Origin of the sequence: Coleofasciculus sp. G3-WIS-01, from assembly GCF_040223135.1 — a bacterium.
Taxonomy (GTDB): domain Bacteria; phylum Cyanobacteriota; class Cyanobacteriia; order Cyanobacteriales; family Coleofasciculaceae; genus Coleofasciculus.
Map to the genome: position 1 here is coordinate 31,461 of NZ_JAVJZI010000196.1, position 24,796 is coordinate 56,256.

Consider the following 24,796-nt stretch of genomic DNA (forward strand, 5'->3'; position numbering starts at 1 on the left):
GACGCAAAACGACGTATTGAGGGAACTAATCCGAAAACTAAAGATCGCAAGCAACGAGTCGCCCTAGAAGGGCGAGGCTTTAAACCCTTTATTTCCGGTAAGGGGTTATTGGTCATTCGTCTTTTGTGCTTTGCAGTCCGCGTAGGCGGACTTTGTTTGTGTAGCTGCGATTTCAATCGCCCTAGCAAAAGAGTGTTCCTGTCATCAGATTTGGTATCAAACGGTTGGGGAAATAACTTATTTTGTTTAGGTAGTATTATTAGAGTATAAATTCCCGATAAAGCTCCTTGTAAATGTAACAAAATTAGTAAAATCATTAAGAAAATGGATCATTATATTGCCAAAAAATAAACAATAAAAATATGCTGGATCTATTGCTGATTTCAGCAAGGAGAAGGTTTTATGAATATTTCGTCGAAAGGTGTAGCCCTGATTAAACGGTATGAAGGGCTTAGATTAGAAGCTTATCCTTGTCCTGCGGGAGTTCCTACTATTGGTTACGGCACGATTCGCTATCCAGATGGCAGCCCGGTTCAGATGGGAGACCGGATCTCTGAGCAGCAAGCTGAGTTATTTTTGATTGAAGAGTGTAATGCGATCGCTAAGCAACTGGCAAAACTGGTTACAGTTTCTCTGAACCAGAATCAAATCGATGCTTTGATTTCTTTCTGCTATAACCTAGGTTGTGGGGCTTTAAGTCGCAGCACTTTACTCAAGAAGCTCAATCAAGGGGACTATCCAGGTGCAGCCCAAGAGTTCTCTCGGTGGGTGTACATCACAGAGAATGGGGTGAGAAAATCCCTGGAAGGTCTGATCAAGCGCCGTGCAGAAGAAAAACGCTTGTTTGAAACGGTGGGGGATGAAGGAGAACCTACCTTAGTTGAGCCATCGCCCCAAGAGCAAGTCACTTGGTTGGAGGCGTACCGCAGTAATCAAGGTCAGACAATCATTGCAGCTTGGAAGGATTCAGAACTGGTCGAACTGGTTACCCTAGATCGTGCTGTTAAGGAGGATTTGATTTCAGTTCTTTCACTGTACAAGAATGCACGGAATCTGCATGTTGCTCCACCGGAGAAACGGATTCCTGAAGGAGAAATAATCAAGTTTTTGGGAGCAGAATCCGTAACGTCTAAACCGTTTGCACCTCAACCCGCACTCGATTCGCTCTTAGTTCGTGGGAGTGAGGGCGAAGAGGTTAAGTGGCTACAGAAACGACTACAGGAACTGGGTTGCTATGACGGTGAAATCGATGGTTGTTTTGGTCTAATTACAGACAACGCCGTCAGAGTTTTCCAGGCGCGTGTATTTGGCTCACCGGAAGCTGATGGCAAAGTCGGTCCTCTAACCTGGAAAGCCTTAAGCGGAGACAGTTCAATAGTTCCATCAAAACCATACACAGATCCGGGGGGAGGAACCTATCTGCGTCTGACGAAAACCAATGACATGGATCAATTTGGTCTGCGTAAACTCCATTTAGCCTATATCAAGAATGGACAGGAGGTTGATTCTATATTTGTTTGCTCCGGACTTGAAGGCAAGCAAAACTTCCGAATTGGCAAATATAGCCAGTCCGGCTCCAATGAACCTCTACCTGAAGGCAAGTGGCATATTCATGATATGCTATGGGTTAATGGAAAGGACAACTACAATGCAAGTTGGTCAGACGGACTAGGACCAGTCAAGATTAATTTAGACTACCAGGGTCCTGAGTATACAAAGCGCCGTTATATTCAGATACACATCGATTGGAACCGCTTTAAACGTTATTCCGGTATGGCTGTGTATCCGGGGACAGCGGGATGTATTGGTGTTTATGATGAGGCAGATTTCAAGCGCTTAGCAACCTGGCTACGGGAGAGTGATCCTCGTGATCTCTATGTTGATTGGGGACTAGGCACTTGTCCAAAACCAACCGTTTCCGCCCAACCGGTTATGACATAGCGTCAGTAAAGTTCTCAAAAGAGGATGTCCGAAATCAAGACATGAGTATAAAACGGCTGAGAGTGCAGTGTTTTGATGATTAGGAGTAGAGCGATCGCGTCACACATAAGAGCGATCGCTCTTAACTTAGGGCTTGCTGCACAACGGCAAAACCCTTATCTATCAACTGTGCAGCGACTCGCCCCTACAACCGCCAAAATTCCCACAATCTCTATGAGCTGCAAGATGTGAGGTGAATTCCTTTGGATTAGTACCGCTTGGTTTTCTGTACCCCGTAAATAACTCCTGTAGCAATCGACAGTAAAATTAATAACCACAAAATACCTCCGGGAATAAAGCTGAGGATTCCGAAACCGCGCAAAATATAAACCACAAACGTAACGGCTACAGAAATGGAAAAAATATAAGCATAAATTAGGGTATCCGATGGGGGAAGTGGACTCATAAGATGTCAGGGTTTATTCTAGATGAGTAACTTTATAGAGCCAAAGGCAGAAGGCAGAAAGTTTATGATGGGTACATCGTCATTCCAGCCATCAAGAAAGTCCTAACCTTTATGACGACAGCTATCAAGGAGTCGGACAAAATTAAAGGTGATGGCTAAGGTTGGGAAACAGGAAACTCTTAACCGGGAATACCCAATTTAAATGCACATCAGCTAATCCACTCAAAACATCAAAATTTACCGCCTGATACTAATACCGCTGAGGATACCGATACCAATGGAAAAAAGAACGATCGCCCAGACAACAGCCGAGGGAATTTGCTTAATTACACCAACTCCCGTGAGTAGCAAAACAAATGCGGCGAGTAACAGACCCACACCCAGGGAAATGCCAACAATATACAAAAAGGTTTTTGTGCCTTCATTTGGGGATTGATTCACAATCGAGTTCCTTGAGATTGAGACAACGACAGAATTACCGGACTTATTTTTGCATAGAATGGCACAATCCCCCACTTTAGGGGGATTAACCTGTCCTAGATTCCCTGGCTGTCGAGGAATTAATTTGATTGCGTCGTCAACAACTCCGCAGGTAAGCGCTTGAATGTCAGCCGTTCGTTCTCCACATCGACAAAGATGGTATCGCCATCGCTGAACTGACCCCGGAGGATGGCTTTGGCAAGTTGGGTTTCTAATTCCCGTTGAATCGCCCGCTTCAGGGGACGTGCGCCGTACACCGGATCATACCCCACTTCGGCTAAGTAATCGATCGCGTCTTCCGATAGCTTCAGCGACATTTGCCGTTCGGCGAGGCGTTTCTCCAGTAGCTGCGTTTGTAGGGAAACGATATGGCGTAACTGGTGTTTTTGCAGGGCGTGGAAGATAATCACTTCATCAATCCGGTTCAAGAACTCTGGACGGAAGCTAGTCCGCATCGCATCCATTACCCGTCCCCGCATTTCGTCATAGTGGGTATCATCGCCCGCTAAGTCGAGAATGTACTGCGATCCAATATTGCTGGTCATGATAATTACGGTATTCTTGAAGTCTACCGTATGCCCTTGAGCATCAGTAACCCGACCATCATCAAGGATTTGCAGCATGATGTTAAATACATCATTATGCGCCTTCTCGATTTCGTCGAAGAGAATGACCGCATAAGGGCGTCGTCGAATTGATTCAGTTAACTGACCCCCTTCTTCATAGCCAATATATCCTGGAGGCGCACCAATCAGGCGAGAGACGGCGTGTTTTTCCATGTATTCGGACATATCAATCCGCACCAAGGCGTCTTCGGTGTCGAATAGATAGGCGGCGAGGGCTTTTGCCAATTCGGTTTTACCCACACCCGTCGGACCTAGGAAAATGAAGCTAGCGGTGGGACGATTGGGGTCAGCTAATCCTGCACGCGATCGCTGAATTGCATCGGCTACAGCGGTAACGGCTTCTTCTTGTCCGACGACTCGTTGATGGAGTTCCTCTTCGAGTAGCAGGAGTTTCTCTTTCTCGGATTCGACTAGCTTGCTGATGGGAATTCCTGTCCACTTGGAGATAATTTCAGCAATATCAGACTCGGTGACTTCTTCCCGTAACAGGGACTTACCACTGGTTTGGGTTTCGTTTAACTGTTGTTCAGAAGCTTGCAGCGATCGCTGTAACTCGGCGAGTTTCCCGTATTTAAGTTCAGCCGCCCGATTCAGATTGTATTCCCGTTCGGCTTGAGAGATTTCTATATTGACGCGATCAATTTCTTCTTTAATCCCTTGAATCCGATCCAGAACGTCTTTTTCGGATTGCCATTGGGCGTTTAAGGTGCGTTGTGCTTCTTTTAGATTAGCCAGTTCTTGTTCCAGGCGATCTAAGCGTTCCATGGAGGCTGGATCACTGTCTTTTTGCAGAGACAGTTTCTCCATTTCCAGTTGTAGGATTTTGCGATCGATTTCGTCAAGTTCTTCTGGTTTGGAGGTAATCTCCATTTTCAGTCGGGCGGCGGATTCATCGACTAAATCAATGGCTTTATCCGGAAGGAAGCGATCGCTAATATAACGGGTGGATAGTGTGGCGGCTGCAACTAAAGCACTATCGGAGATTTTAACGCCGTGGTGGACTTCGTAGCGTTCTTTTAACCCTCTGAGGATGGAGATCGTATCCACGACACTGGGTTGATCCACGAAGACTTGTTGGAAACGCCGTTCTAATGCCGCATCTTTTTCTAAATATTTGCGATACTCATCTAAGGTTGTCGCCCCAATACAGCGCAACTCCCCTCTAGCCAGCATGGGTTTGAGTAAGTTCCCCGCATCCATCGATCCTTGTGTCGCCCCTGCGCCGACAACGGTATGGATTTCATCAATAAACATGATGATTTGTCCCTTGGAGTCGGTAACTTCTTTGAGAACCGCTTTCAGGCGTTCTTCAAATTCCCCTCGGAACTTCGCCCCGGCGATTAACGCCCCCATATCCAGGGCGATTAATTTGCGATCCTTGAGGGATTGGGGAACATCGCCAGCGACAATCCGCTGTGCTAATCCCTCTGCAATGGCAGTTTTACCCACTCCTGGTTCCCCAATCAAAACTGGGTTGTTTTTGGTGCGACGGGAGAGAATTTGTACCGTGCGGCGAATCTCATCATCTCGCCCAATCACGGGGTCAAGTTTGCCTTCTCTAGCGGCTTCGGTTAAATCCCGTCCATATTTCTCTAGGGCTTCGTATTTGCCTTCTGGGTTTTGATCAGTCACAGTTTGGTTCCCCCGAATTTGGGTAATCGTCGTTCTCAGCGTTTGTTCGTCTAGTTTAAATTCCTGAAATAGGCTTTTGCCAAAGCGATCGTCTTTAACATAAGCTAACATCAGATGCTCGACGGAGATGTAGTCATCGTTAAATTCTTTGCGGTAGCCATCAGCCCGATCTAACAAGGTATCCAGGCTACGCCCCATATAAATAGAGGAACTACTCCCAGAAACCTTAGGTTGACGCTGGATAAAGGCGTCGGTGGCTTCCCGGATTCGCTGCACCGGGATTTGGGCTTTATTGAGAATGCTAATCGCCAGCCCTTCTTGATCCAGCAGCGCTTTCATCAAATGTTCACTTTCAATTTGTTGTTGCTGGGCGGCTTTAACTACATCTGGGGTATGGGCGAGGGCTTCCCAGGCTTTTTCGGTAAATAGATTGGGATTATTGGGTTGCATAGTCAGTCGTTAACATAGAGAATTTGTTTAACTGACCTTATTGTAAGATGTGGGCTTATCTGTCATTAAACATACTCCTTAACTCATCAATATACTACGGCATGGCAATGCCAACCCTCCTGAAACGACATGTAGGCATAATTTAGGGGCGGGTTTAGGGATAAACGTTGGATGCAACACCGCTAACCTATGTTCAAAACCAGCCCTACCCCTACCTAAAATTGCTAACCTATGTTCAAAACCCGCCCTTAATCCTTGGCATCTCACCCCTCACCCTTATGCCAAACATTATTTATAACCGTCATCCCTCAACGCTAAAATGAATGTAACCGTTAGCGATTACATTTAGAGAGTGCCAGATGTCAATCAGTCCCACCGTTTCTATTCCTCCCTTAGAAAGTGGCGATCGCCTCACCCGAATAGAGTTTGAGCGTCGCTATCAGCAAATGCCAGACAATAAAAAAGCCGAGTTAATTGAAGGAGTGGTTTACGTGGCTTCACCCGTTCGCGCTAACCGTCACGGTAAACCCCATGCTCAAATCGTCGGTTGCTTGTTAGCTTACGAGGCAGAAACTCCGGGTGCATATCTGGCAGATAATACCACAGTACGTCTGGATGCAGATAACGAACCTCAACCCGATGCTTTACTGCGAATTGAACCGGAGGTAGGAGGGAATTCTCGGATTACTGAGGATGATTATATTGAAGGCGCACCGGAGTTAATTGTAGAAGTAGCGGCTTCGAGTGCCTCTTATGATTTAAACGATAAACTGAATGCCTATCGTCGCAATGGCGTACAAGAATATATTGTGTGGCAAAGTTATGAAAATCGCATCGATTGGTTTCGCTTAGAAGCGGGGAGATATGTTTCCTTAGAACCCGATGAAGCAGGAATTATTCGCTCTGGTGTTTTTCCGGGATTATGGTTAGCAGTGAATGCATTGCGCGAGGGAAACTTAGCTGAAGTTTTGGCAGTGTTGCAGCAGGGAATACAGACAGCCGAACATAAGGTATTTGTCCAGCGTTTAAATCCAAAGGTGTAATAATGTAGGGTCGTGTTTAGGGATTAACGTTGAATCAACACCGCTAACTTTTGTGCAAAACCCGCCCTTCATCATTGGTGTCTCACCCATCATTGTGTAGGGGCGGGTTTAATCATTATTGCCGTAGTTTTTTCAGTGTCTTGATCACTTCCTGAGATGACTTCATATCCCCTTGCTCATAAAACACCTTCGCTGCTTTCTGAAAATCGGCAATTGCTCGTGGTTTATCTCCCAGACGACGATAAGCAAATCCGCGACAGGTTAACGCCGTGGCATTATTTGGATTATCCTGTAAGACATAATTAAACGCTTCAATAGCGCCGTGGAAGTCTCCCTGATTCAACTTTTCTACGCCGATATTATGGTACTCTTGAGGAGTTAGTTTATCCCTCGCCACGGATACAGGTTCTGGGGATAAGGGAGTCGCCAGGGAGAGCGTTTTCACCATGTCTAAATCCGCGATCGCACCTTGGTAATCCCCCATCGCCGAACGCACGGTACTGCGTTGGTTATACGCTTCTGTATGATTAGAATCGATAGTTAAAACCTGATTATACGCATTCAGCGCCCCTTGATAATCGCCTAGTTGATAGCGTAAATTCCCTTGAACCATCAACCCTTGAATCAGTTTTGATTCATTATCCTCAACGGCGTCTGGTTCTTCGTTCAACGTATTAGCAATCTGTTGAAAAAATGCCTTCGCCGCCACGGGTTCTAGGCGCATCGCTTGGTCAAAATCCTCAATACTTGACCAATTTTCCCCTAACTGCAACCGCACATAACCGCGATTTAGATAAGCTTGAGCATCATTGGGATTCAATTCCAAGACGTGGTTAAAATCCGCGATCGCCTCCTGATACGCCCCCAAAGCGATTTGATTCATCCCCCGGTTAAAATAAGCCGCCGCTAGATTCGGATTAATCCCTAAAGCGCGATCGCAATCGGCTATGGCGTCTTGATACTCTTCTAGTTCAAACCGGGCAATTCCTCGATTCAGATACCCTTCAGCGAGATTGGGATTAATCCGAATCACTTGATCACAATCTGCGATCGCGCCAGTATAGTCTTCTAGTGTCAACCGCAGCATACTGCGATTTAGATAACCCTTAGCATAATTTACGTCAATTTGCAAGGCTTGATTATAATCCTGCATCGCGCCCCAGCGATCATTAAGCTGAGCCAGAATCAAACCGCGATCGCTGTAGACTTCAGCATAATAAGGATTAATCCGTAGCACCTCATCGAAGTCTCCAATCGCCCCCAAAGCATCTCCCTGACAATAATGACTCATCGCGCGATAACGATAAGCCTCCGCCAAATCAGGATTAATCCGTAAGGCTTGGTTAAACGCCGCGATCGCACGCCGATAGTCCTTTTGCTGAAACCACGCCAATCCTTGGTTAAAAAAGTTGTCGGCTTCAGCTTGCACAGTCTCTATCCCAGTAGAGGGTTTCCTGGATACTTGAGAATTCCCTGATATCATAGTCTCGTCCTGCTGATGCTTGTCGCTACTCATGTCCGTCAACCGAACAGTTTCTCCTTTTCTTGTTTCGCAGGTGCTATAGCCTCATCCGGATTTGTCATTTGTCATACTCGCTTTCCGAAAAGAAGCAAGCTACGTCATTTGTTTACTTCCTTAGTGAAAGAAAGCAGAAACCACTGAACAACTAACAGCTCCCCCCAGAAGGGCGGGCGCGAGTTAAGTTATCGGTTTGACGCCATAAGTTATCCGTCAAACCCGCCCCTACACCCCCGGCTTCCCCGGCTCCCCTCTCACGGTATCAATTTCCTAACACTAAGCGTTTGCCACGTAGAGACGCGCTTTTGAAGCGTCTCTACAATGGTGACGAAAGTCCTAATCGATGTGTCTACTGCTATATCACGTCTTGTCGCATTATTCTCATTAGTCAAACTGTTCCCCGTTCCCTTTGAATTCATAACTCATCGTCTGAAAAATCTGACAAGTTCGGCGGAACCACAACCCGATCAACAGTAACTTTATGGCTTTCCCGTTCACTGTCTAAATCTACAGTAATCGCTTCAAACCGGATTTCTACTGTACCAAAGGGTACAACTAACTGGGTTAATGCTTCTAATTCTCCCGCTTTATTTGGACTTAAATCCATTAACCAACGAGGTCCATCTAACAGGGAGCGACTTTGGCGATCTTGAACCCATAATTTAACACCCAAGCGAGCCGAATCAGGGGTCACTTTAACTCGTACCAGTACAGGTTCCCCAGCCGCTAGTTCCTGAGTCGGGATAAACAGTTCTGGGGTGGGTAATAATGGTGTTTCTAAGTCAAGTTGAGCCATGTCAGCGGTTCTCAGGTGCGATCGTTGTGTCTCAATGGTTCTCGAACCAATTGGTTGAGACTCTGATGGTTCACTCGCCTGGGGTTCATCCTCATCAACCACAATTTCTCGCTCCAGCAATTCCTCACGATTCAAGGGAGGAGGATCTGGTTGGACAGGGGGTTCGAGTTTTGGGATATTCTCATGACTTAGACTCCCTACCTCCTCGGTGTCTTCATCCCACATCGATTCATCAAAGTCATTTAAAGGGGTGTCTTCCTCTGAGGATGGGGGGATTTCTTCGGGTTGAGCAAATAATGGATCAACTTCTGGCTCTGAGAGTCCCCCTTCCAACTCAACGAGGTTCTCCCTAGAAGGTAACTCGATTTTCAGCCATTCTGCCAAATCTGTATCTGTCATTAAAGCATTCAAACGCCCCCAGAATCGGTCATCCAGATTGAGCTGGGTAAAAGCATGATCGACGGCGAGAGGATCTTGATTGATGGCTGCAGCACTTGACATGGCGGCTGTTTTCCACTCGGATAGCTCTGGATTCGATATCTCCTCTTTCTGGAAAGATGAGGGTTCAGGATCGGGTGTTGATGTCCAAACATCGGATATCTCGGTTGACTCTATTGCCGCCTCCTCAGATGTTTCGGCTAACGCGGCGGGATTGTCCTCTAAGGGCTGTGTTTCGGGTTTTGAGGGTTCAGAGGCGTCCGTCACAGTTTCCGTCTGCACTGATGCTTCAGAGAAAGCCTTGCTAGGAATAGGAATATCCTTGTTGGTTTCCCCGTCGGTTGTTTCCTGCACCGGAGACTCAGTGACGGATGAGTCTATAACGAAGTCTTCTGTCGTATCGTCAGGTGCTGAAGGCGTGGTTTCGGTTGTCTGTTTCTCGGCGGGTTCAACTGATGGCGATCGCGCCTCGGTTTCTGGTTCTATTTTCTCAAGGGATTCAGATGCTCTTGCTGTTGTTAGTTTGGGCTGAGAAAACGTAGGCAGCTCCAGGGATTTTGTTAACCCTGGCTGGGATTGGGGTTGGTAAAGCTGTGGGGGTAAAGGTTGATTGGCTGAGGGTTTGTAGATGAAAGGCTGACGGCTTGGCGGATTATTGATTAGCTCAAGAAATGTCTGATTCAGGGGAGTTGACTGTGACTTGGGGTTTAGGATAGAAACCACAGGAGTCGTGTCTTCAGATTTCATCCAACTTCCCGATTGAACAGCAACTAACAATTCATCTAAATCCACTGTCACGGTAAACGGTTGACTGGCTAATGCTGTCCCCGTTGATCTGTACAGGTTAACTTTTCCTAGTAATAAACAGGTTTTGCTGTCTGAGGGAATGTCTAAACTCTGGCTAAATGCTACAGGAAAGGTTGGTGTGGTGATGGGTGTTTGCACATCTACGACAACCTGTCCGGTTTGCGGATGACGTAATTCATAGTGTAGGATGCCCTGAAACTGATGAGTCTCACTCTGGACGGTTGACCTTTGGTGTAACTGATGAATATTTAACCGATCCACCTGTCCCGCGACAGTGAGGGATTCTCCCCGTTGTGCGACTAAGGCTTCCTCCTCTAAGGTTAAAATTAATCCTTGCCAGGGGGTATCCTGGGTATCCTCCTCTGAGGGAAACTCAGATTCTGTGGTGATGGGAATGGGTAATTCTGAAGACTCAGATTCTTCAAACTCTTTAATCACAGGATCAAGTACCTGTTGCAACACTTGCTCTAGCACTTGCAGGGATTGATCCAAGATGGGATTGGAGAGAGGAAATGGGAAAGGGTTAGAGGTTTGTGGTAATGCTACTATCTGAGCTAGGGTAGGCAGCTCAGTTGGCGAGGGGGATGGGGCGGGTTGGGCGATAGGGTGAGATGAGTCTGATGAACTATTATCTGCGATCGGGGATTCTTGTTGTGTGGGGTGAACCTCTTGTGTCTGTTGGCTATGGAGGGAAGCCATCAATGGTGGGTGAAGTTCCTCCGGATGCGTGGACTCACTATTGACCGTTTCACGAGTGATATTATTTTCTTGTTCCTTGCATCCTTCTTTGAAGTCTCTGCCTTCTGCCCGGTTTAAAACCTCACGCGCTTTGGGTGCAACTGATAACTGTACCATTTCCTGCCAAGAATTGCCCAGAAAATCGGACATAATATCACCACAGCAGCGTAGTTCCCACAGACCGGGCTTAAGATAGGTAAAGGGAATAATCACCATTAACCCATCAGGGTTGGTACGGCGCGATCGCTTTTGATACCGTCGCTTGGGTGGTGTTTCATTGGTATCGGTATGAGTCACGCAAATTTCTACGTCTGTATTGGCGCAACTTGAATGAGCCACCACCCGGTATCGACCCACCTCCAAGTCTAGCTTGGGGGATTTAATGGGTAGCCAAGTGCGATCGCCCTCTTTTTGGAGTAGAAATTCCCAATAGTCCATAATGGTTAACGATTCTTAATTAAGTTATGAGTAGGTTATAGTGGGTCAAAATTTGGTTAACTCGTTCTCGACTCACCGCATCAGAATCATCAGCATGGTGAATCCACAACCCCTCTACTTGACTTTGATTGTAATCAAACCTCTGGGACTTTTGGCATATTAGCTCAACGTCTACTCCTTCCACTTGTCGTAAATGAGCAGCCACCTCTCGATAAACGGCTAAAGGTAATCTCGAACAAGATACATAGTATCGTAGTGATTCGTTTGCCACAGGTTGTACGTTTCAATCAATCGTTGACATTCTCCCCTATTAACCTTATCGTGTATAGTGGTGGATTTGTACCCATGACAGCGGCAAACTCCATACTATTCCCAGACAGATCACAAACAGACGCGCCATAGCGCGTCTGTTCTGTCGCAGGTATACCAAAGATCACGCAGGTGGCGGTGGCAAAGAACCTGTAGAGGATTCCGCTTGTGCTGGAGTTCCCGCAGGTTGTTCGCCAACTTGCCTAGCCACCTCTTGACCATATTGCTCTAGCACAACCACTGGCGTCGGACCCCGATTCACCTCAATCCGCTTAACCAGGACTTGTCCGTTGGAAATCCTTTGTCCTTCTTTGACGTAACGACTCGGTTCATTGGGAACCTGAACAATAGCTTGAGGCACATTGCCTACTTGGACTACGCCCTTAACTTCCACTTGCCTAGCCAGTATAGGGTCTGGTAATTTGGGTAGTTCAGGAATAAAGGGAGGTGGCTCAGGAATCGGAGAGCCACTTGCTGTTTGGCTACCGGGTTTCCTCCCATTATCCCCATTGGCACTTGCTCCCCCATCCCCATTGGCACTCGCTCTCCCGGGTGGCGTGGGGGGTTTGGGTATGACATTGGGTCTATTTGGACTTGTTCCCGTTCCTCTGCTTTGATTGCCACCCCCTGGGCGAGCATCACCATTTGTCCCCCTCCTGACTTGAGGAGGCGAGGGGACTTGAGGAACGACAGGTACAGGTCTAGAGCGCACTTCTGCCTGTGGGTTAGGTGATACAGTTACTTCTACTGATGGGATAATAGTAGCAAATGGATCGTTGCGTCCTTTTTCTACTTTTCTCACTTGCTCTTGGGGTGGCACAGACGTGATCAACTCTGATGCGGCAGGAGGTATCTGCTGCGCGTCTACATTAGGATTTGTAAAGGGAACTGCCTCTGGTGGACTTGGTGAGGGGCTTGGCGATGCCCCAGACGTTGGATCGGCGGGAACGTCGCCCACTTCTACACTATCTTCACCTTGACAACCTCCCATAGATAGGGCTAGTACTGTGATCAACCCAACTAATAATTTTTTATCCATGATGATATAGTCCCCCTATATTTTTCCAGAAGACACCACACAGAACACCCCAATTGGAAATAAATTTCAATTATTCTCTCTACTTAACTATTATAGTGAAAGCTTTGGGGGGTTTGTGCCGCCACAGCTACTCGCGATCGCATCATTATCCTTGACCGTTACCGTTCCCCACCGTTCATGAGATTTTTCATGGTGTCGAGTCCTTTTTTCATGCGGCGAGACACTGTTACCACGCTAATATCCAACAGATCTGCCACCTCTTTCTGAGTCAAGTCATGTAAAAAGACAAATTCTAAAACCTCACGAGTCCGTTTTTCCAGGTGAACCAGGGCTTGTTGCAGGCGAATTTGGTCTTCTTGTGCCAATTGAAAACTGCGATATCGTGGATCGGGGACTATATCACCCAAACTCGTTGTGCCGTCTTCTTCATCACCAACAGGTGTATCTAGGCTCAAGGGTTCTCGATTCTGATGCGCCAGCTTAATTTCCTGCCATTCAACTAGGGGAATGTCAAGAGCCGCGGCTACTTCAGCATCAGTCGGTTGACGATTTAATTTCTCTCGTAACTGGCGAATAATCGCGATAGACTGCTGTTGTAGAGCCAGCCAGCGTCGGGGGATACGAACACAACAGCCGCGATCGCGCAAATAGTGCTGAATTTCACCGCGAATGTAGGGAATAGCAAAGGAGCTAAAGGCATTACCCTTAGTTGGAGAAAATCGCTCAATAGCTCGAATCAGTCCAATACAGCCGATCTGTAGTAAGTCTTCGTAGCTTTCGGTGCATTGATTCACCCAATAATGAGCTTCTCGTCTAACTAGTCCAATATTGAGAGACACTAACTGATTTCGAGTCTCTGCCGATTTGGATTGCTGATACTCTCGCAGCAATCGCAGGCTTTGGTGTTTTAGTTCTTGTTCGTGGGTAATCGGGGTCAGCATAGCAAAAGTAAAGGGGGTAGAAGCGTGCTTTTAGTGAGAACCCTTAACTCAAGCCAGCGGTTTATAGGAAAAGTTGCTGCTGGAATCTAGAGGTTCGGATCACTACTATAGGTCAGGAGCATCCTTAGATTAGCCAGTTACAGCCGTTTTTCACTACGGCTACCACGACGCTGGAAAGCCGGGGAAGGGGAAACCCAAATGAACAACGTTTTGGCTAATCTCCAAGATGGCAGTCAGTACACCCTAATATTCCTCGCACTATCAGGCAGAACTCCTTTTTTTAAAAGATTTTCACCTGAAGTCTAGAGTTTTTACAACAGTTTACTATCAAGCATACCCCATTCAGTTAAGTATAACCCACAATCCTGATAGCTCAACAGGAGCGGGGGAGCAGGGGAGAAGAGGAGGATAAATTAACTTTTTTCCCCCATCCTACACCCCCACCCTACACCCAGTCTCTTTCGAGTTCTTACCCCTCCATCAGTGTGGCTAATTTCTTGCCAACCATTTCTGAGCATTCAATCGCTGTATGGTATAAAACACCAGCAGATCCAGAGACACCTTACGTTCGTCAATCATAAATGACTCAAGGGTACTGGGTTTGGCTCCCTTGGTCGCATAGGAGAAGGCTTTCTGCTTTTTTATATCCTCATCGGGGAAATAAACGTTAAATTGACGCTGACCGTTGGCGAAGCGACCAATGACTTGCCAGCAGTCTGGCTGGCTACTTAAACCGGGAATCGGAATTTTTTCCTTGACAAAATTTACCTCTACATCATCGACACCTTGTTCGCCAAAGGCAGTCTTTAACGCGGGCAGGTATTCTTGTTCGATAAATTCCGAGAAGGGTTTGTCTTCAGGTGATGGCGGTTTCTCTTTTTTCGCTTTAGGGGGTTTAGACTTAGCGTCTTGAGCGTCTGGGTTAGATTTGTTTGATTCTGGCATAACGACATTGATATCAGTTATTGCTCTTTATATCTTTACAGAAAACGTCCATTAATTAACCTGTTGCCCATCCCTTTGCTTGCATTCCTGGGATTAACCCCCACTGACAGGGGGAATCAATACAATCTCATCTCCCTGTTGCAAAATCGTATCCGGTTCAACAAATTGGAGATTGATGCCAAAACGAGTCAGATCCCGCCAGGGTTTCAGTTCAGGATGTTCGGTGAGCAGGCAATCCAGAAGGGCTGATACAGGAGTTTGGGCGGGGAATTCCCGTTGAAGTTCAGGGACACCGTAGGCGTCTTGATACGCGGCGAACAGTTTGATGGTGACACAAATCAAAGGTTCTGACATTTTTTTGTACTAGGCTGGGTGACGCACTTTGATGACTGTCTGAGGCAAGACTCCCACCAACAGAGCAAAAGCCTCATTGGGTAATTTAGCAATTGTTTCTGCATCAAAGAAGCCCTCAAACTGCTCTAGCATCTTTTGGGCACGTTGCAGGGGAAGTGGGTTATCAGTAATTTGCATCGTTAATCTAACCCACTGTCGTCGAATCAGATACGCCCGCTTTCGCTCTTCTGATGATTCGGGAGAGAGTAAAGAAATATTTCCTACAGGTAGCACCTGTTGACAATCGAGATCGAACAAGCCTCCCACTCCTGAACCGGGACCTGCAAATTCAGCATGATAGCGCTTGAAGAGAATTAAGCCATTCCGACGCCGAGGATTAACGATCAGCAACTGTTGATCGTGAAGCTGCTGAAGAATTCTCCCTTCAGGTGAGTCTTGGGAGTTTGGGCTTTCTTTATTCATGCCACTAGAGCCTTGAGCGTTGGCGAAACTATTGGGGCGAGTAAGCACCTTCTCTTGTTCGTAAAGAGCTGTTTGGCAACGCTGGTTATTTTCGCTCTCCATTTCAACTCGTATTGCTTAATTTCAAGGGAGCAGGGATGCACCCAGGTTGAACCCACAACTAGGCAACTCAATAGGTTATCAGTCTTTGATAATAACCAACAAGAGCAGTTTTGTTGACCATCTATGTTTAATTCCCCTCTCAAACCAACTCAGATCGGTGTCATTTGTTGCTTCTCGACAAATTTATAACTCTATTTTATGGCATACGGTTACAGGTATAGGTCAGGTCAAGTCCCTACAGATGCCTGAATTGAGACACAATACGCCTATTTATCAAGAAATTTTATGAAGATTCTGTGAAGAAGCGGGAATGTTTTTTAAAGAAATGATGAAGCCCGCTCAGGACCCTTGATTCCCAAAGGCGGCATAATTGGATTGTTTCCCCAACGAAAGCAACTTGCCCCAGGGAGGAGAAATTTCGCCACCCAGACGGGTGGGGAACGGAGGGCAAGTTAGGTTAAACGCTTGTGTAATAACAAACGTTGAGGACAGCGTCGCCAGAGACTGTAACTCGGCTCCATATGATGTAGCTGATAGCCCATTTTTAGGTAAAGTTGCCGAGCTTGATCGTTACTATCTAGGACATGAAGGTAGAGATGGGGAAAACCCCATGCTAAGGACTGACGCTCACAGGCTAGCAGTAATTGAAAAGCCACACCCTGTCGCCGACAGGACTTTCTGACCGCTAAATTAGAAATGTAAGGATAGTGGTGACCTTGAAGTTGCCAGGATGGGGGGGAACGGAGGGCAATTTCGACAGTGCCGACGAGTAGCCCGTCAGCACCATCGACAGAAGTATCAGAGTTGAGGGCAACAAAACAAGCATAATGGGGAGAATTGGTACGCAGCCGATTCCGCAAATCTTCATAAATTCCTAATCGCCAAATTGGATAAACCAAACGCCAGAGTCCCTTTTGAGAGTGAAAGCTATCCGCGAGAATGTCCGAGAGCGGAATCAGATCTTGGTCTTTTGCCCTCCGAATTGTCAAGCGGGAAGCATCAACACTCAGCGTCTGTTGAGCTTCAGAGGCAACTTCGTGGGGCGTCACGAAAGAAAAGCAGGGGTTCACCATCACACAAACCTAAACAGTGCCATCACTACTCCAGTGGGATAAACACTTAAGCTCAAATCATCGTCTTTCGTTTCTAGAACGATAGTATTGTACAAGTAGAGCATTGACGAATCACTTCGCTTTATTCAGCGCTTTCCCAGGGGCATGACACCATCATAAGCCGATCAAGGCGCAGCGCTTTGCCTCCTCAAGGTAGGCTCGATCTCCTAAATTTCATGATTCGCCAAAAATAATGGGAGAAGTGAGGCGCGATCGCACGACTCTCAGGCTCAACCCAAGACCAAGACGTCACAAAAAACATGACAAGTAGGCATCTTGAGGCAGAATACAACCATACGGGAAAACAAAAATTAAAATCAATTGGGGTGTACCACTAACTACCGTCACAACAGCCAAATTGCCGCAGGACAAGTAACATGCTTCCTTTAGCCAGTCGTGATAATCGAACCACACTTCCCCGGAGTCAGAGATTTCTCACCGAGCCAGTCATTGCCAGCCGTAAAAACTTATAACGTGCGTGCAAACTGTTTTTATTCGCAAAAGCTCTGGCAGCAGGAGAGCGGTGCATGAGATCTCAATCCACAAGTAAGCCTAAACTTCTGGTTGTCGATGACGAACCCGACAACCTGGACTTGCTGTATCGAACATTCCATCGCGAGTATAAAGTCTTGCGGGCAGAAAATGGTCCGAGAGCACTAGAAGTCTTGGAAGCCGAAGGAGACGTCGCTGTCATTATCTCCGACCAGCGCATGCCATTAATGAGCGGTACTGAGTTTCTCAGCATCACCGCTGCTCAATACCCAGACATTATCCGGATTATCTTAACAGGGTACACCGATGTTGAAGACCTTGTTGAAGCCATCAATGCGGGTAAAGTCTTTAAATACGTAACCAAGCCCTGGAATGCCGAGGAACTCAAGTCAGTGGTGCGGCAAGCCATGGATACTCATAACGTCCTCAAGTCCCGCACCAGCGAACTCTGTCGGGCGTTGCGTCGGGAAACCCTCCTGAATACGGTGACCAATACCATTCGCAATGCCCAGTATGACAAAAGTGGTAGTTCCCCGCTTAAGGACGTTCTGCAACGGATTGTCGAAACTGTAGGTCACTTGCTAGAGGTTGATGTATGCATCCTCCGTCCCTTTCAGCAAGAGCAGTTGGTCGATGAATGGTTCGTGTATCAACGGCAACTGAGCGACTCAGGTGGGGAAACTTCACGGTTTAGAGACAATGGCAGGCAACCCCTATCACCGAGCCATCCGCCATTAAACCTAGCACAAGTGCAACCCAACTCCTGTACCATACAAACCACAGGTGAAAATGCAGATGGTACGGCGTCGCTACCCCCACTTTTAACTCAGACGGTTTGGCAAACCAATGAAGTCACCGTTATTCAAGATGTATTGACTGATGAACGATTTAATCAGGATAGCCCTGAGAGCAAAGCACGGATACAGGCTTATAAACACGCTAATATTCGCTCTAGCTTAGTCGTTCCCTTGATCAGTCAACAGGAATTAGTGGCGGTCATGGCTTTACACCAATGTGTAGAACCTTATAGCTGGCAAGATGACGAAATTCAGCTCGTTGTGATGGTGGCTGACCAAGCCGCCATGGCGATTTCCCAGGCGCGGGCTTATGAACAGCTACATGCATTAGCTACCCAGCAAACCTTAATCAATACAATTACCAGCGCTATCCGTTCGACCCTTGACCCCCAAGAAATTTTCACCGCGATTACTCAACAATTAGGCGTTGCTCTCAAAGTTGATGGTTGTGTTCTTTCCCTGTGGAGTGAAGATGATGAGTTTGTACAGTGTGTGGGCTTGTATGATGGGAAATCTACAAAAGTGGTGGGAACGTCGGTTAATCATCAATATCAATCCCCAGACAATAATCAAGTCCCTCTAGCTCATTCTTTTGCCCCCTCAACTCAACTGCCCTCGTCAGCCGTTCCTATTGTCGGCAATCCAGTATTGCGGCAGCTTCTTGATACTCAAGCCCCAGTGGTTCTCAATGATTTGGCAGCCAATTCCCCAATGAGTGGATCTGACCTGCCCCTGCGCCAAAATGCCCGTGCCCTGTTGGTGGTGCCTTTATTAGTTGATGGCAAAATTATTGGTAGTATTAGCCTGCGGCAAACGGATACCCCACGCCACTGGTTACCATCCGAAATTGAACTTGCCCAAGCTGTGGCATCCCAAGCCGCAATTGCGGTTCAGCAATCGCGACTTTATCAAAAAACTCGACAGCAAGCGGAGCGGTTAATGGAATTAGACCGCCAGAAAACGGAATTTTTCCAAAATGTTTCCCACGAATTCCGCACACCCCTGACCCTGATGATTGGACCACTGGAATCGGCAATTAACCAACATCAGGGATTACCTTATGAACAAAGTGCGATCGCTCTGCGGAATTCGCGCCGCCTGTTGCGATTAGTCAATCAGCTATTGGATTTACAGCGATTAGATGCTGGACGGATGCAACCCAGCTTCCGTCCCTGTAATTTAATTGAATTTATTAATCAAATTGTTGAAACCTTTAGACCTTACTGCGAGAAAAAAAATATCAATCTCTTGACCCAGCTCATCCATTGTCCTGAGATTTATTTAGATGTAGAAAAGTTTGACAAAGTATTGTATAATCTTCTGTCAAATGCGATGAAGTTTACTAATGCTGGGGGAAGCATTACCATCACCGTAAAATCGACGGAAAATAAAGTTTGTCTGAAAATTTCCGACACGGGTATTGGTATTAGTAAAGAACAACTTCCTTTTTTATTTGAACGGTTCCGACAAGCAGAAGGATCAGTAAACCGCAGTTATGAAGGTAGCGGTTTAGGATTAGCTTTGGTGAAAGAATTGGTAGAACTCCATGGGGGACAAATTGAGGTTTCCTCAGAACAGGGAAAAGGCACAACATTTACCATTCTTATGCAACAAGGAAAGGCTCACCTCCCCTTAGACCAAATTGTGAATGTTGCCACTGAAATCCAGTCAAGCCGCGCCTCTGTGGAACTGGCGGACTTGGAAATGGAACCATTGGGGGAACAACAGGAGCAAGGGGAACCGGAAGCGGAACAAGTTGGAGAAACCCCTTCTATTATTAAATCTATTTTACCTGGAAGAACGTCTGTCTCGCGTATTTTGGTGGTCGATGATAATTCCGATTTAAGGGCTTATGTGGGGAGTATCTTAAGGCAATCCGGCTATCAGGTGTGGACAGCACGGAATGGCGAGGAGGGATGGCAGATGACGCAGAAGTGCTATCCTCAACTTATTGTGACTGATTTGATGATGCCAGTGATGTCAGGACTGGATCTGATTCATACAATTCGGGGTTCACAGGAATTTAAAGGAATACCAGTTATATTGCTAACGGCAAAAGCAGATGAAGCCAGTCGGATTGAGGGAACGGAAAAGGGTGCAGATGCCTATCTATCGAAACCATTTAATGACCGGGAATTATTGGCAGAAGTCCGGAATTTGTTAGCGCTAAAAGAACAAGAACAGCGCGTGGTTGAGTTAAATCGATATCTAACCGAGTCGGTACTGAAACGCTTTTTACCCCCAGCTATGGTACAAAAAGCAGCACGGGGGGAATTGGTACTGGATTTACATCCAGAACCCCGCTTGGTTACCTCTTTGTTTAGTGATATTGTTGGCTTTACCGAGTTGTCGAATACCTTGCGATCGCGCCGAATTGCGGAGTTGCTTAATGAGTATCTGGCAGCGATGACTCGTGCAGTGTTTGATAATGGGGGTACGGTGGATAAGTTTATGGGGGATGGTATCTTAGCAATTTTCGGCGCTCCCGAAGAATTGAGTCCTCACGAACAAGCCCGACGGGCAATTGCGGCGGCACGACAAATGCTGCGATCGCTGGATCAGCTGAACCAACAGTGGCAAGCTAGAGGGCTGGTGGGCAATGGGGGACCCCCGCCTGTACGATTCCGCTGTGGTATTCATCAAGGAACCGCTGTAGTGGGCATGTTTGGCGGAGATGAACGAACAGACTATACCGCGATCGGTCCTTCGGTGAATATCGCCGCACGACTACAAGAAGCCGCTGAACCGAATTCAATCCTGGTTTCGGCGTCAGTTGCAGATTGGTTAGACGATGATGCGATCGCAAAATATCGTTCTCTTAAGCTTAAAGGTGTCGATGAGACAGTCTTAACCTTTACCGTCAACCCTGTATCAGTGAATTCCAATTCACCCGATAATAGGAGAAGCTAGTGCGGGGAAGTTGGAGAGCAGGGGGAGCAGGGGGAGCAGGGGAAGTATGAGCGCCATCGGTTTGGTTCCCAAACCCCTATCGGTAGAAATCCCTGTGCGTTCAAACCGGGGAGGATGTCAAATCCTAGATTAGGAATCTTTCGAGCGATTCACTACGTCTATTTTTGAATGTAGAAATTTTCGGCTACTACGCTAACTATGAAACCTTTACGATGGCTCAACATTGGAGTTCTAACGACGGCATTTCTACTCACCGTCGGATCTTCAAATTCCCTAAAGGCAGGCACATTTGATAGTCAAGAAGTAAATTCTGATAATTTTATTGCCGTTGCTGCCCCTTTCGGGGATGATCAGTATCAATTGCTGATTATCGAGCAGCGCTCAAACCAACGCGCGTGCTGGCAAGAGGTGGGAAGTAATCCCGCGATCGTTGATCCGTTACTTCTTAATTTTGACTTTACAGGCATTTGCGGACGTAGCACCGATAGTAACGGCTATTCGATTCGCATGGAGGGTCAAGATTTAGGATTAGACTATTTGCTGAGAATTGTCGAGCGTAATGGCGAGTTAGTCCTCGTTGGTACAAATCGGATGAATCGTCAAGCCCCCAAGGTGGAAATTGGCACAACCCAAGGCTTGAGTAATGGCAATTTCCTGAAAATTCAACTCAATCCCGGTTGGCGGTTCACTCGACGTGCCTATCAAGGTCGAGAATTAGGTCATATCTATCTAACTAGCGATACGGCGGCTCCCGTTGCACCAGCAATGAGTACTCCCCCAAACCCACTACCGCCAGCAGCACCCGAACCTGCACCTGTACAAACCGAGAGGGAGTTTATTTTTACTAAGCCAACCGAGGAAAATACTCCACCATCAGTCACCGTACCAACCCTAGAAAATCCAGCAACCAGTCCTCAAACCCTACCCCCTCCTTCTTCCAATCAGACTGTGCCAGTTTTGGAACAGTTAAGGTGAGTTCTGTGTAGGGGCTCTTTTCACGACTATCGTTTCTTGCCTAACCCAGATGTGACTAAACCCGCCCCAATACTGTTCGCTGCAAGTTTTAATGTTACTTATTCTCCCCCAGCTCCCCCAGCTTCCCCAGCTCCCTCTGCTAATCCCTAATCCTCTTTGACTCTCCCCCTTTATAAATTAAGGGGAATTCTAAGCGGATGTTCCGCGATGGGTTGAAACCACATCGCTACACTTTTTCCTCTTAGCTGACCAAAGAAAAATTCTTTGGGGTGCAGTCAAAGACACCCTAGACAGTCCGCTCAGAACGATACTGAGCCTTCCGCTTACTTTCCTCAAAATATTGGCACTACCGTTAGCATCAGCGTTGATGTACCAGTTGAGAGCAGTTCGATATAAACCGCGTTTTACTCGTTTACCTGAAGGCTTCCAATCCTTGGGTCTTTCACCATATTGAGGAAGATAATCGCCATCGACAAACGAGGCTTTGGAGGTATAACTCTCCTCAGTTTCTACGAATCGAATTCCATATTGTTCACACAATTGGGCAATTCTATCTTTGAGTCGAGCCGTAGGAATCTGTACCCATTTCTGGTTGTTTCTGGAGCCAAGATTAGATAATTGTTTCTGACCTTGGTTCCAACCAAAAACGATAGTTCCAATCTTGTGGGACAGACAGTGATTAATTACTATCCTCGCTGCTTTATTAACAGCATCACGCATTTGACGGTTCCGGCGTTACGTGAGATGCGCTAATTTTTTAGACCAAAACCCTTTTGGTTCTCCCTGCTTAATCGTGGCAACTTTTTTGTTGTACCAGCGGTTTAAGGACTTGATGTGTTTCCCATCAACAATAAAACTGGTTCCTCTACTAGAAACACAAGTTAGCCAATTATCAAGACCTGGGTCAATACCTAAGGCGTTATCGGGATTAAGATATGTTTCTACAGTACTCAACTTGTATACAAACTCGGCATAGAAGCAACGATTCCTGGGAAAGATTCGCAGTTCTCTGATGTTTTTAAACTCTAAATTACTCGGCATGAGAATTGTGAAAGAGTCAATCCCAGACCAGGCTTTGACCTGGCTCCCAAAAGGAATTCGGATGTTGCCATCTATCAGCCTCAAAGCTTGTTTGGGATAGCTGACAACGTTTAATCCACCTCTACGGTATTTTGGGGGTCTGGGCTTTTCTATTAACTTTTCTTGCCTAAACAGTTTATTGAGTGCCTTAAAAGATTTGAAGGACTCAAATACACTATGGCAAGTTTGTTGAGCAGCTTGAGAGTACATGGCTTGAAAGTGTCGATTACTCTTTAGCTGTTCATCCAACTCCGCTTTGGTGACATATCGATGCGCCTTAAAATATACTTGGCGAGCATAATATACAGCACAGTTAAACACTTTGTTTGATTCACTACAAATATACTCAAGTATGGCTTGATTATCTGGGGCTGCATGAATTAATACTTGTTGACATCCAAACAATAAAATCACCTCCTTTGATGTTATTGATTGTATCATGAATACTAACAAAAAAAGCGGGATTTATCCCGCTGTCTGCACGACTCGTTCGTTTCATCCCCCGCTTAAAAGACGGGGGCTTTCACCATCACTTATCCTGTAACTGCGTTCTTTGTCGCCTACGCCGCTGAGGTGGTGATTGGCGACGAGCTTGTAAGGAAACGACTTGAGCCTCACTACTTTCTCGGGCTACCCGAATCAACAATCCAGCAGAACACAAATTGGCAATCATGGAACTACCCCCATAACTAAAAAATGGGAAGGGTAAACCCGTGGTGGGGAGAACACCTGTGGCGACGCCAATATTCAACAGCGATTGACCGACAATTAAAATCATCGCTCCGATCGCGACCAACCGATGTATGGGGTGACGGGTTTTCAGTGCCACGATTGTTGCCAGGGTAGCATAAGCCACGATCAGCAGCAGTAACAATGTAGTGCCCACAAAGCCAAATTCTTCCGCGAATACGGCAAAAATAAAGTCGGTATATTGAATGGGTAAATAAAATAGCTTTTGTTGGGATAGACCAAACCCTGAACCCCATGTACCCCCTGATCCCACCGCCAGCAGACTTTGAATCAATTGATAGCCGTCATTCATCGGATCAGCCCAGGGATTGAGAAACGACATCACCCGACGCCGCTGATATTCTTTGATGCTGATACTAATTGTTGCTAGTAATACGCCCCCTAAAGCGGTACCTCCTAAGTGGGAAAATGGCAACCCCGCCGCGAGTGCTATCAACCATAAAGTCATACCGCATAGCGCCGTTGTACTCAGATTTGGCTGGAGCAAAATTCCCAACAGCACCAGGGCAAACATCCCTAACCAGAACAGGCGTACTCGCAGGGAAATCTGTTGCCATTGCCCAAAGATGCAAGCACTCTGGAGGATCAGAAACGGTTTAATTAATTCCGAGGGTTGTAGGGGAACAGGACCCAGGGATAGCCAACGGGTTGCGCCATTAACTGTCGTCCCGACACCGGGAATCAGGATGATCAGGATCAACCCCAATAACACCAGCATTATCCAATGGGCAATTTTCAGGATATACCGTAAAGGCGATCGCACAAAAAAATTAAAAGCGATCATGCCTAGGGTAATCCAGATGAGCTGTCGTTTGAAGTAGTATAAACCATCCCCAAACTCAGCATCGGCACTGGGATAAGATGCGGAGAACAGCACCGCTATGCCTACAAATAGCCACAGAAAGGTTAACCAGCGCAATAGGCGGGCATCAATTGCCCAGTCCTTAGCCGAAGGATGAATCCATGAAATCAGATTGCGTAGAGTCACTAATCGTCAATGATTACTCTAAATAAGGGTAACGCAAACAGACACTTACACCCAGCTTCTGTGAGGAGAATACCTTGAAACAACCACGTAGCAGGAATAAACCTTCTGCCTTTTGCTATACCTTCGACAATCTTCAATCAAAAAGGGGTCATCATGACCCCTCCACCTTTGCCGTAGAAGCTATTTT

At 46.6% G+C, this 24,796-nt stretch carries 17 protein-coding genes and 1 pseudogene; 4 read left to right on the forward strand and 14 right to left on the reverse strand.

Annotated elements, in window-relative coordinates:
- Nucleotides 1-402 precede the first annotated feature (402 nt).
- The gene (locus RIM23_RS20235) at nucleotides 403-1,941 is read left to right on the forward strand and encodes a glycoside hydrolase family protein (RefSeq protein WP_446368902.1); all 1,539 of its coding nucleotides are present in this window, start codon (nucleotides 403-405) and stop codon (nucleotides 1,939-1,941) included.
- 247 nt (nucleotides 1,942-2,188) lie between these two features.
- On the opposite strand, the gene RIM23_RS20240 is transcribed toward RIM23_RS20235, so the two are convergent.
- The 3 genes from RIM23_RS20240 to clpB form a co-directional block, all read right to left on the reverse strand.
- Entirely contained in the window at nucleotides 2,189-2,386 is a 198-nt protein-coding gene (locus RIM23_RS20240) for a hypothetical protein (RefSeq protein WP_446338679.1), read from the reverse strand.
- Between the two features lie 237 nt (nucleotides 2,387-2,623).
- Nucleotides 2,624-2,827: a hypothetical protein gene (locus RIM23_RS20245; protein ID WP_446338680.1), complete on the reverse strand. Its 204-nt coding sequence runs from the start codon at nucleotides 2,825-2,827 to the stop codon at nucleotides 2,624-2,626.
- A gap of 119 nt (nucleotides 2,828-2,946) precedes the next feature.
- Entirely contained in the window at nucleotides 2,947-5,574 is a 2,628-nt protein-coding gene (gene clpB, locus RIM23_RS20250; RefSeq protein WP_446368903.1) for an ATP-dependent chaperone ClpB, read from the reverse strand.
- A 359-nt stretch (nucleotides 5,575-5,933) separates the two neighbouring features.
- On the opposite strand from clpB, the gene RIM23_RS20255 reads away from it, so the two are divergent.
- Complete coding sequence (locus RIM23_RS20255; protein ID WP_446368904.1) at nucleotides 5,934-6,617, forward strand: Uma2 family endonuclease; 684 nt, start codon at nucleotides 5,934-5,936, stop codon at nucleotides 6,615-6,617.
- 115 nt (nucleotides 6,618-6,732) lie between these two features.
- Here RIM23_RS20255 and RIM23_RS20260 read toward each other — a convergent pair whose 3' ends face one another.
- The 9 genes from RIM23_RS20260 to RIM23_RS20300 form a co-directional block, all read right to left on the reverse strand.
- On the reverse strand, nucleotides 6,733-8,133 hold the full coding sequence (locus tag RIM23_RS20260) for a tetratricopeptide repeat protein (protein ID WP_446368905.1): 1,401 nt from the start codon (nucleotides 8,131-8,133) through the stop codon (nucleotides 6,733-6,735).
- A gap of 418 nt (nucleotides 8,134-8,551) precedes the next feature.
- Nucleotides 8,552-11,353, reverse strand: a complete 2,802-nt coding sequence (locus tag RIM23_RS20265) for a hypothetical protein (protein WP_446368906.1) — start codon at nucleotides 11,351-11,353, stop codon at nucleotides 8,552-8,554.
- Nucleotides 11,354-11,372: 19 nt separating this feature from the next.
- Entirely contained in the window at nucleotides 11,373-11,624 is a 252-nt protein-coding gene (locus RIM23_RS20270; RefSeq protein WP_446368907.1) for a hypothetical protein, read from the reverse strand.
- Between the two features lie 162 nt (nucleotides 11,625-11,786).
- Nucleotides 11,787-12,701 carry a hypothetical protein gene (locus RIM23_RS20275; RefSeq protein WP_446368908.1) on the reverse strand — a complete coding sequence of 305 codons (915 nt, stop codon included), beginning with the start codon at nucleotides 12,699-12,701 and terminating at the stop codon, nucleotides 11,787-11,789.
- 158 nt (nucleotides 12,702-12,859) lie between these two features.
- A complete protein-coding gene (locus RIM23_RS20280; protein WP_446368909.1) occupies nucleotides 12,860-13,642 on the reverse strand; it encodes an RNA polymerase sigma factor SigF in 783 nt (260 codons plus the stop codon).
- A 489-nt stretch (nucleotides 13,643-14,131) separates the two neighbouring features.
- Nucleotides 14,132-14,587 carry a DUF2996 domain-containing protein gene (locus RIM23_RS20285; protein WP_446368910.1) on the reverse strand — a complete coding sequence of 152 codons (456 nt, stop codon included), beginning with the start codon at nucleotides 14,585-14,587 and terminating at the stop codon, nucleotides 14,132-14,134.
- 93 nt (nucleotides 14,588-14,680) lie between these two features.
- Nucleotides 14,681-14,941, reverse strand: coding sequence for a MoaD/ThiS family protein (locus RIM23_RS20290; RefSeq protein ID WP_446335889.1), 261 nt, complete (start codon nucleotides 14,939-14,941; stop codon nucleotides 14,681-14,683).
- A gap of 9 nt (nucleotides 14,942-14,950) precedes the next feature.
- Complete coding sequence (locus tag RIM23_RS20295; protein ID WP_446368911.1) at nucleotides 14,951-15,505, reverse strand: hypothetical protein; 555 nt, start codon at nucleotides 15,503-15,505, stop codon at nucleotides 14,951-14,953.
- A 452-nt stretch (nucleotides 15,506-15,957) separates the two neighbouring features.
- Nucleotides 15,958-16,554 carry a GNAT family N-acetyltransferase gene (locus RIM23_RS20300; RefSeq protein ID WP_446368912.1) on the reverse strand — a complete coding sequence of 199 codons (597 nt, stop codon included), beginning with the start codon at nucleotides 16,552-16,554 and terminating at the stop codon, nucleotides 15,958-15,960.
- Nucleotides 16,555-17,144: 590 nt separating this feature from the next.
- Between RIM23_RS20300 and RIM23_RS20305 the strand changes: the two genes are divergently transcribed.
- Together RIM23_RS20305 and RIM23_RS20310 are read left to right on the forward strand one after the other, a co-directional pair.
- On the forward strand, nucleotides 17,145-20,816 hold the full coding sequence (locus tag RIM23_RS20305; RefSeq protein ID WP_446368913.1) for a response regulator: 3,672 nt from the start codon (nucleotides 17,145-17,147) through the stop codon (nucleotides 20,814-20,816).
- 198 nt (nucleotides 20,817-21,014) lie between these two features.
- Entirely contained in the window at nucleotides 21,015-21,791 is a 777-nt protein-coding gene (locus RIM23_RS20310) for a DUF3747 domain-containing protein (RefSeq protein WP_446368914.1), read from the forward strand.
- A gap of 189 nt (nucleotides 21,792-21,980) precedes the next feature.
- Here RIM23_RS20310 and RIM23_RS20315 read toward each other — a convergent pair.
- A pseudogene (locus RIM23_RS20315) lies at nucleotides 21,981-23,276 on the reverse strand (RNA-guided endonuclease InsQ/TnpB family protein).
- Nucleotides 23,277-23,400: 124 nt separating this feature from the next.
- The gene (locus tag RIM23_RS20320; protein WP_446368915.1) at nucleotides 23,401-24,609 is read right to left on the reverse strand and encodes an FtsW/RodA/SpoVE family cell cycle protein; all 1,209 of its coding nucleotides are present in this window, start codon (nucleotides 24,607-24,609) and stop codon (nucleotides 23,401-23,403) included.
- Nucleotides 24,610-24,796: the final 187 nt, after the last annotated feature.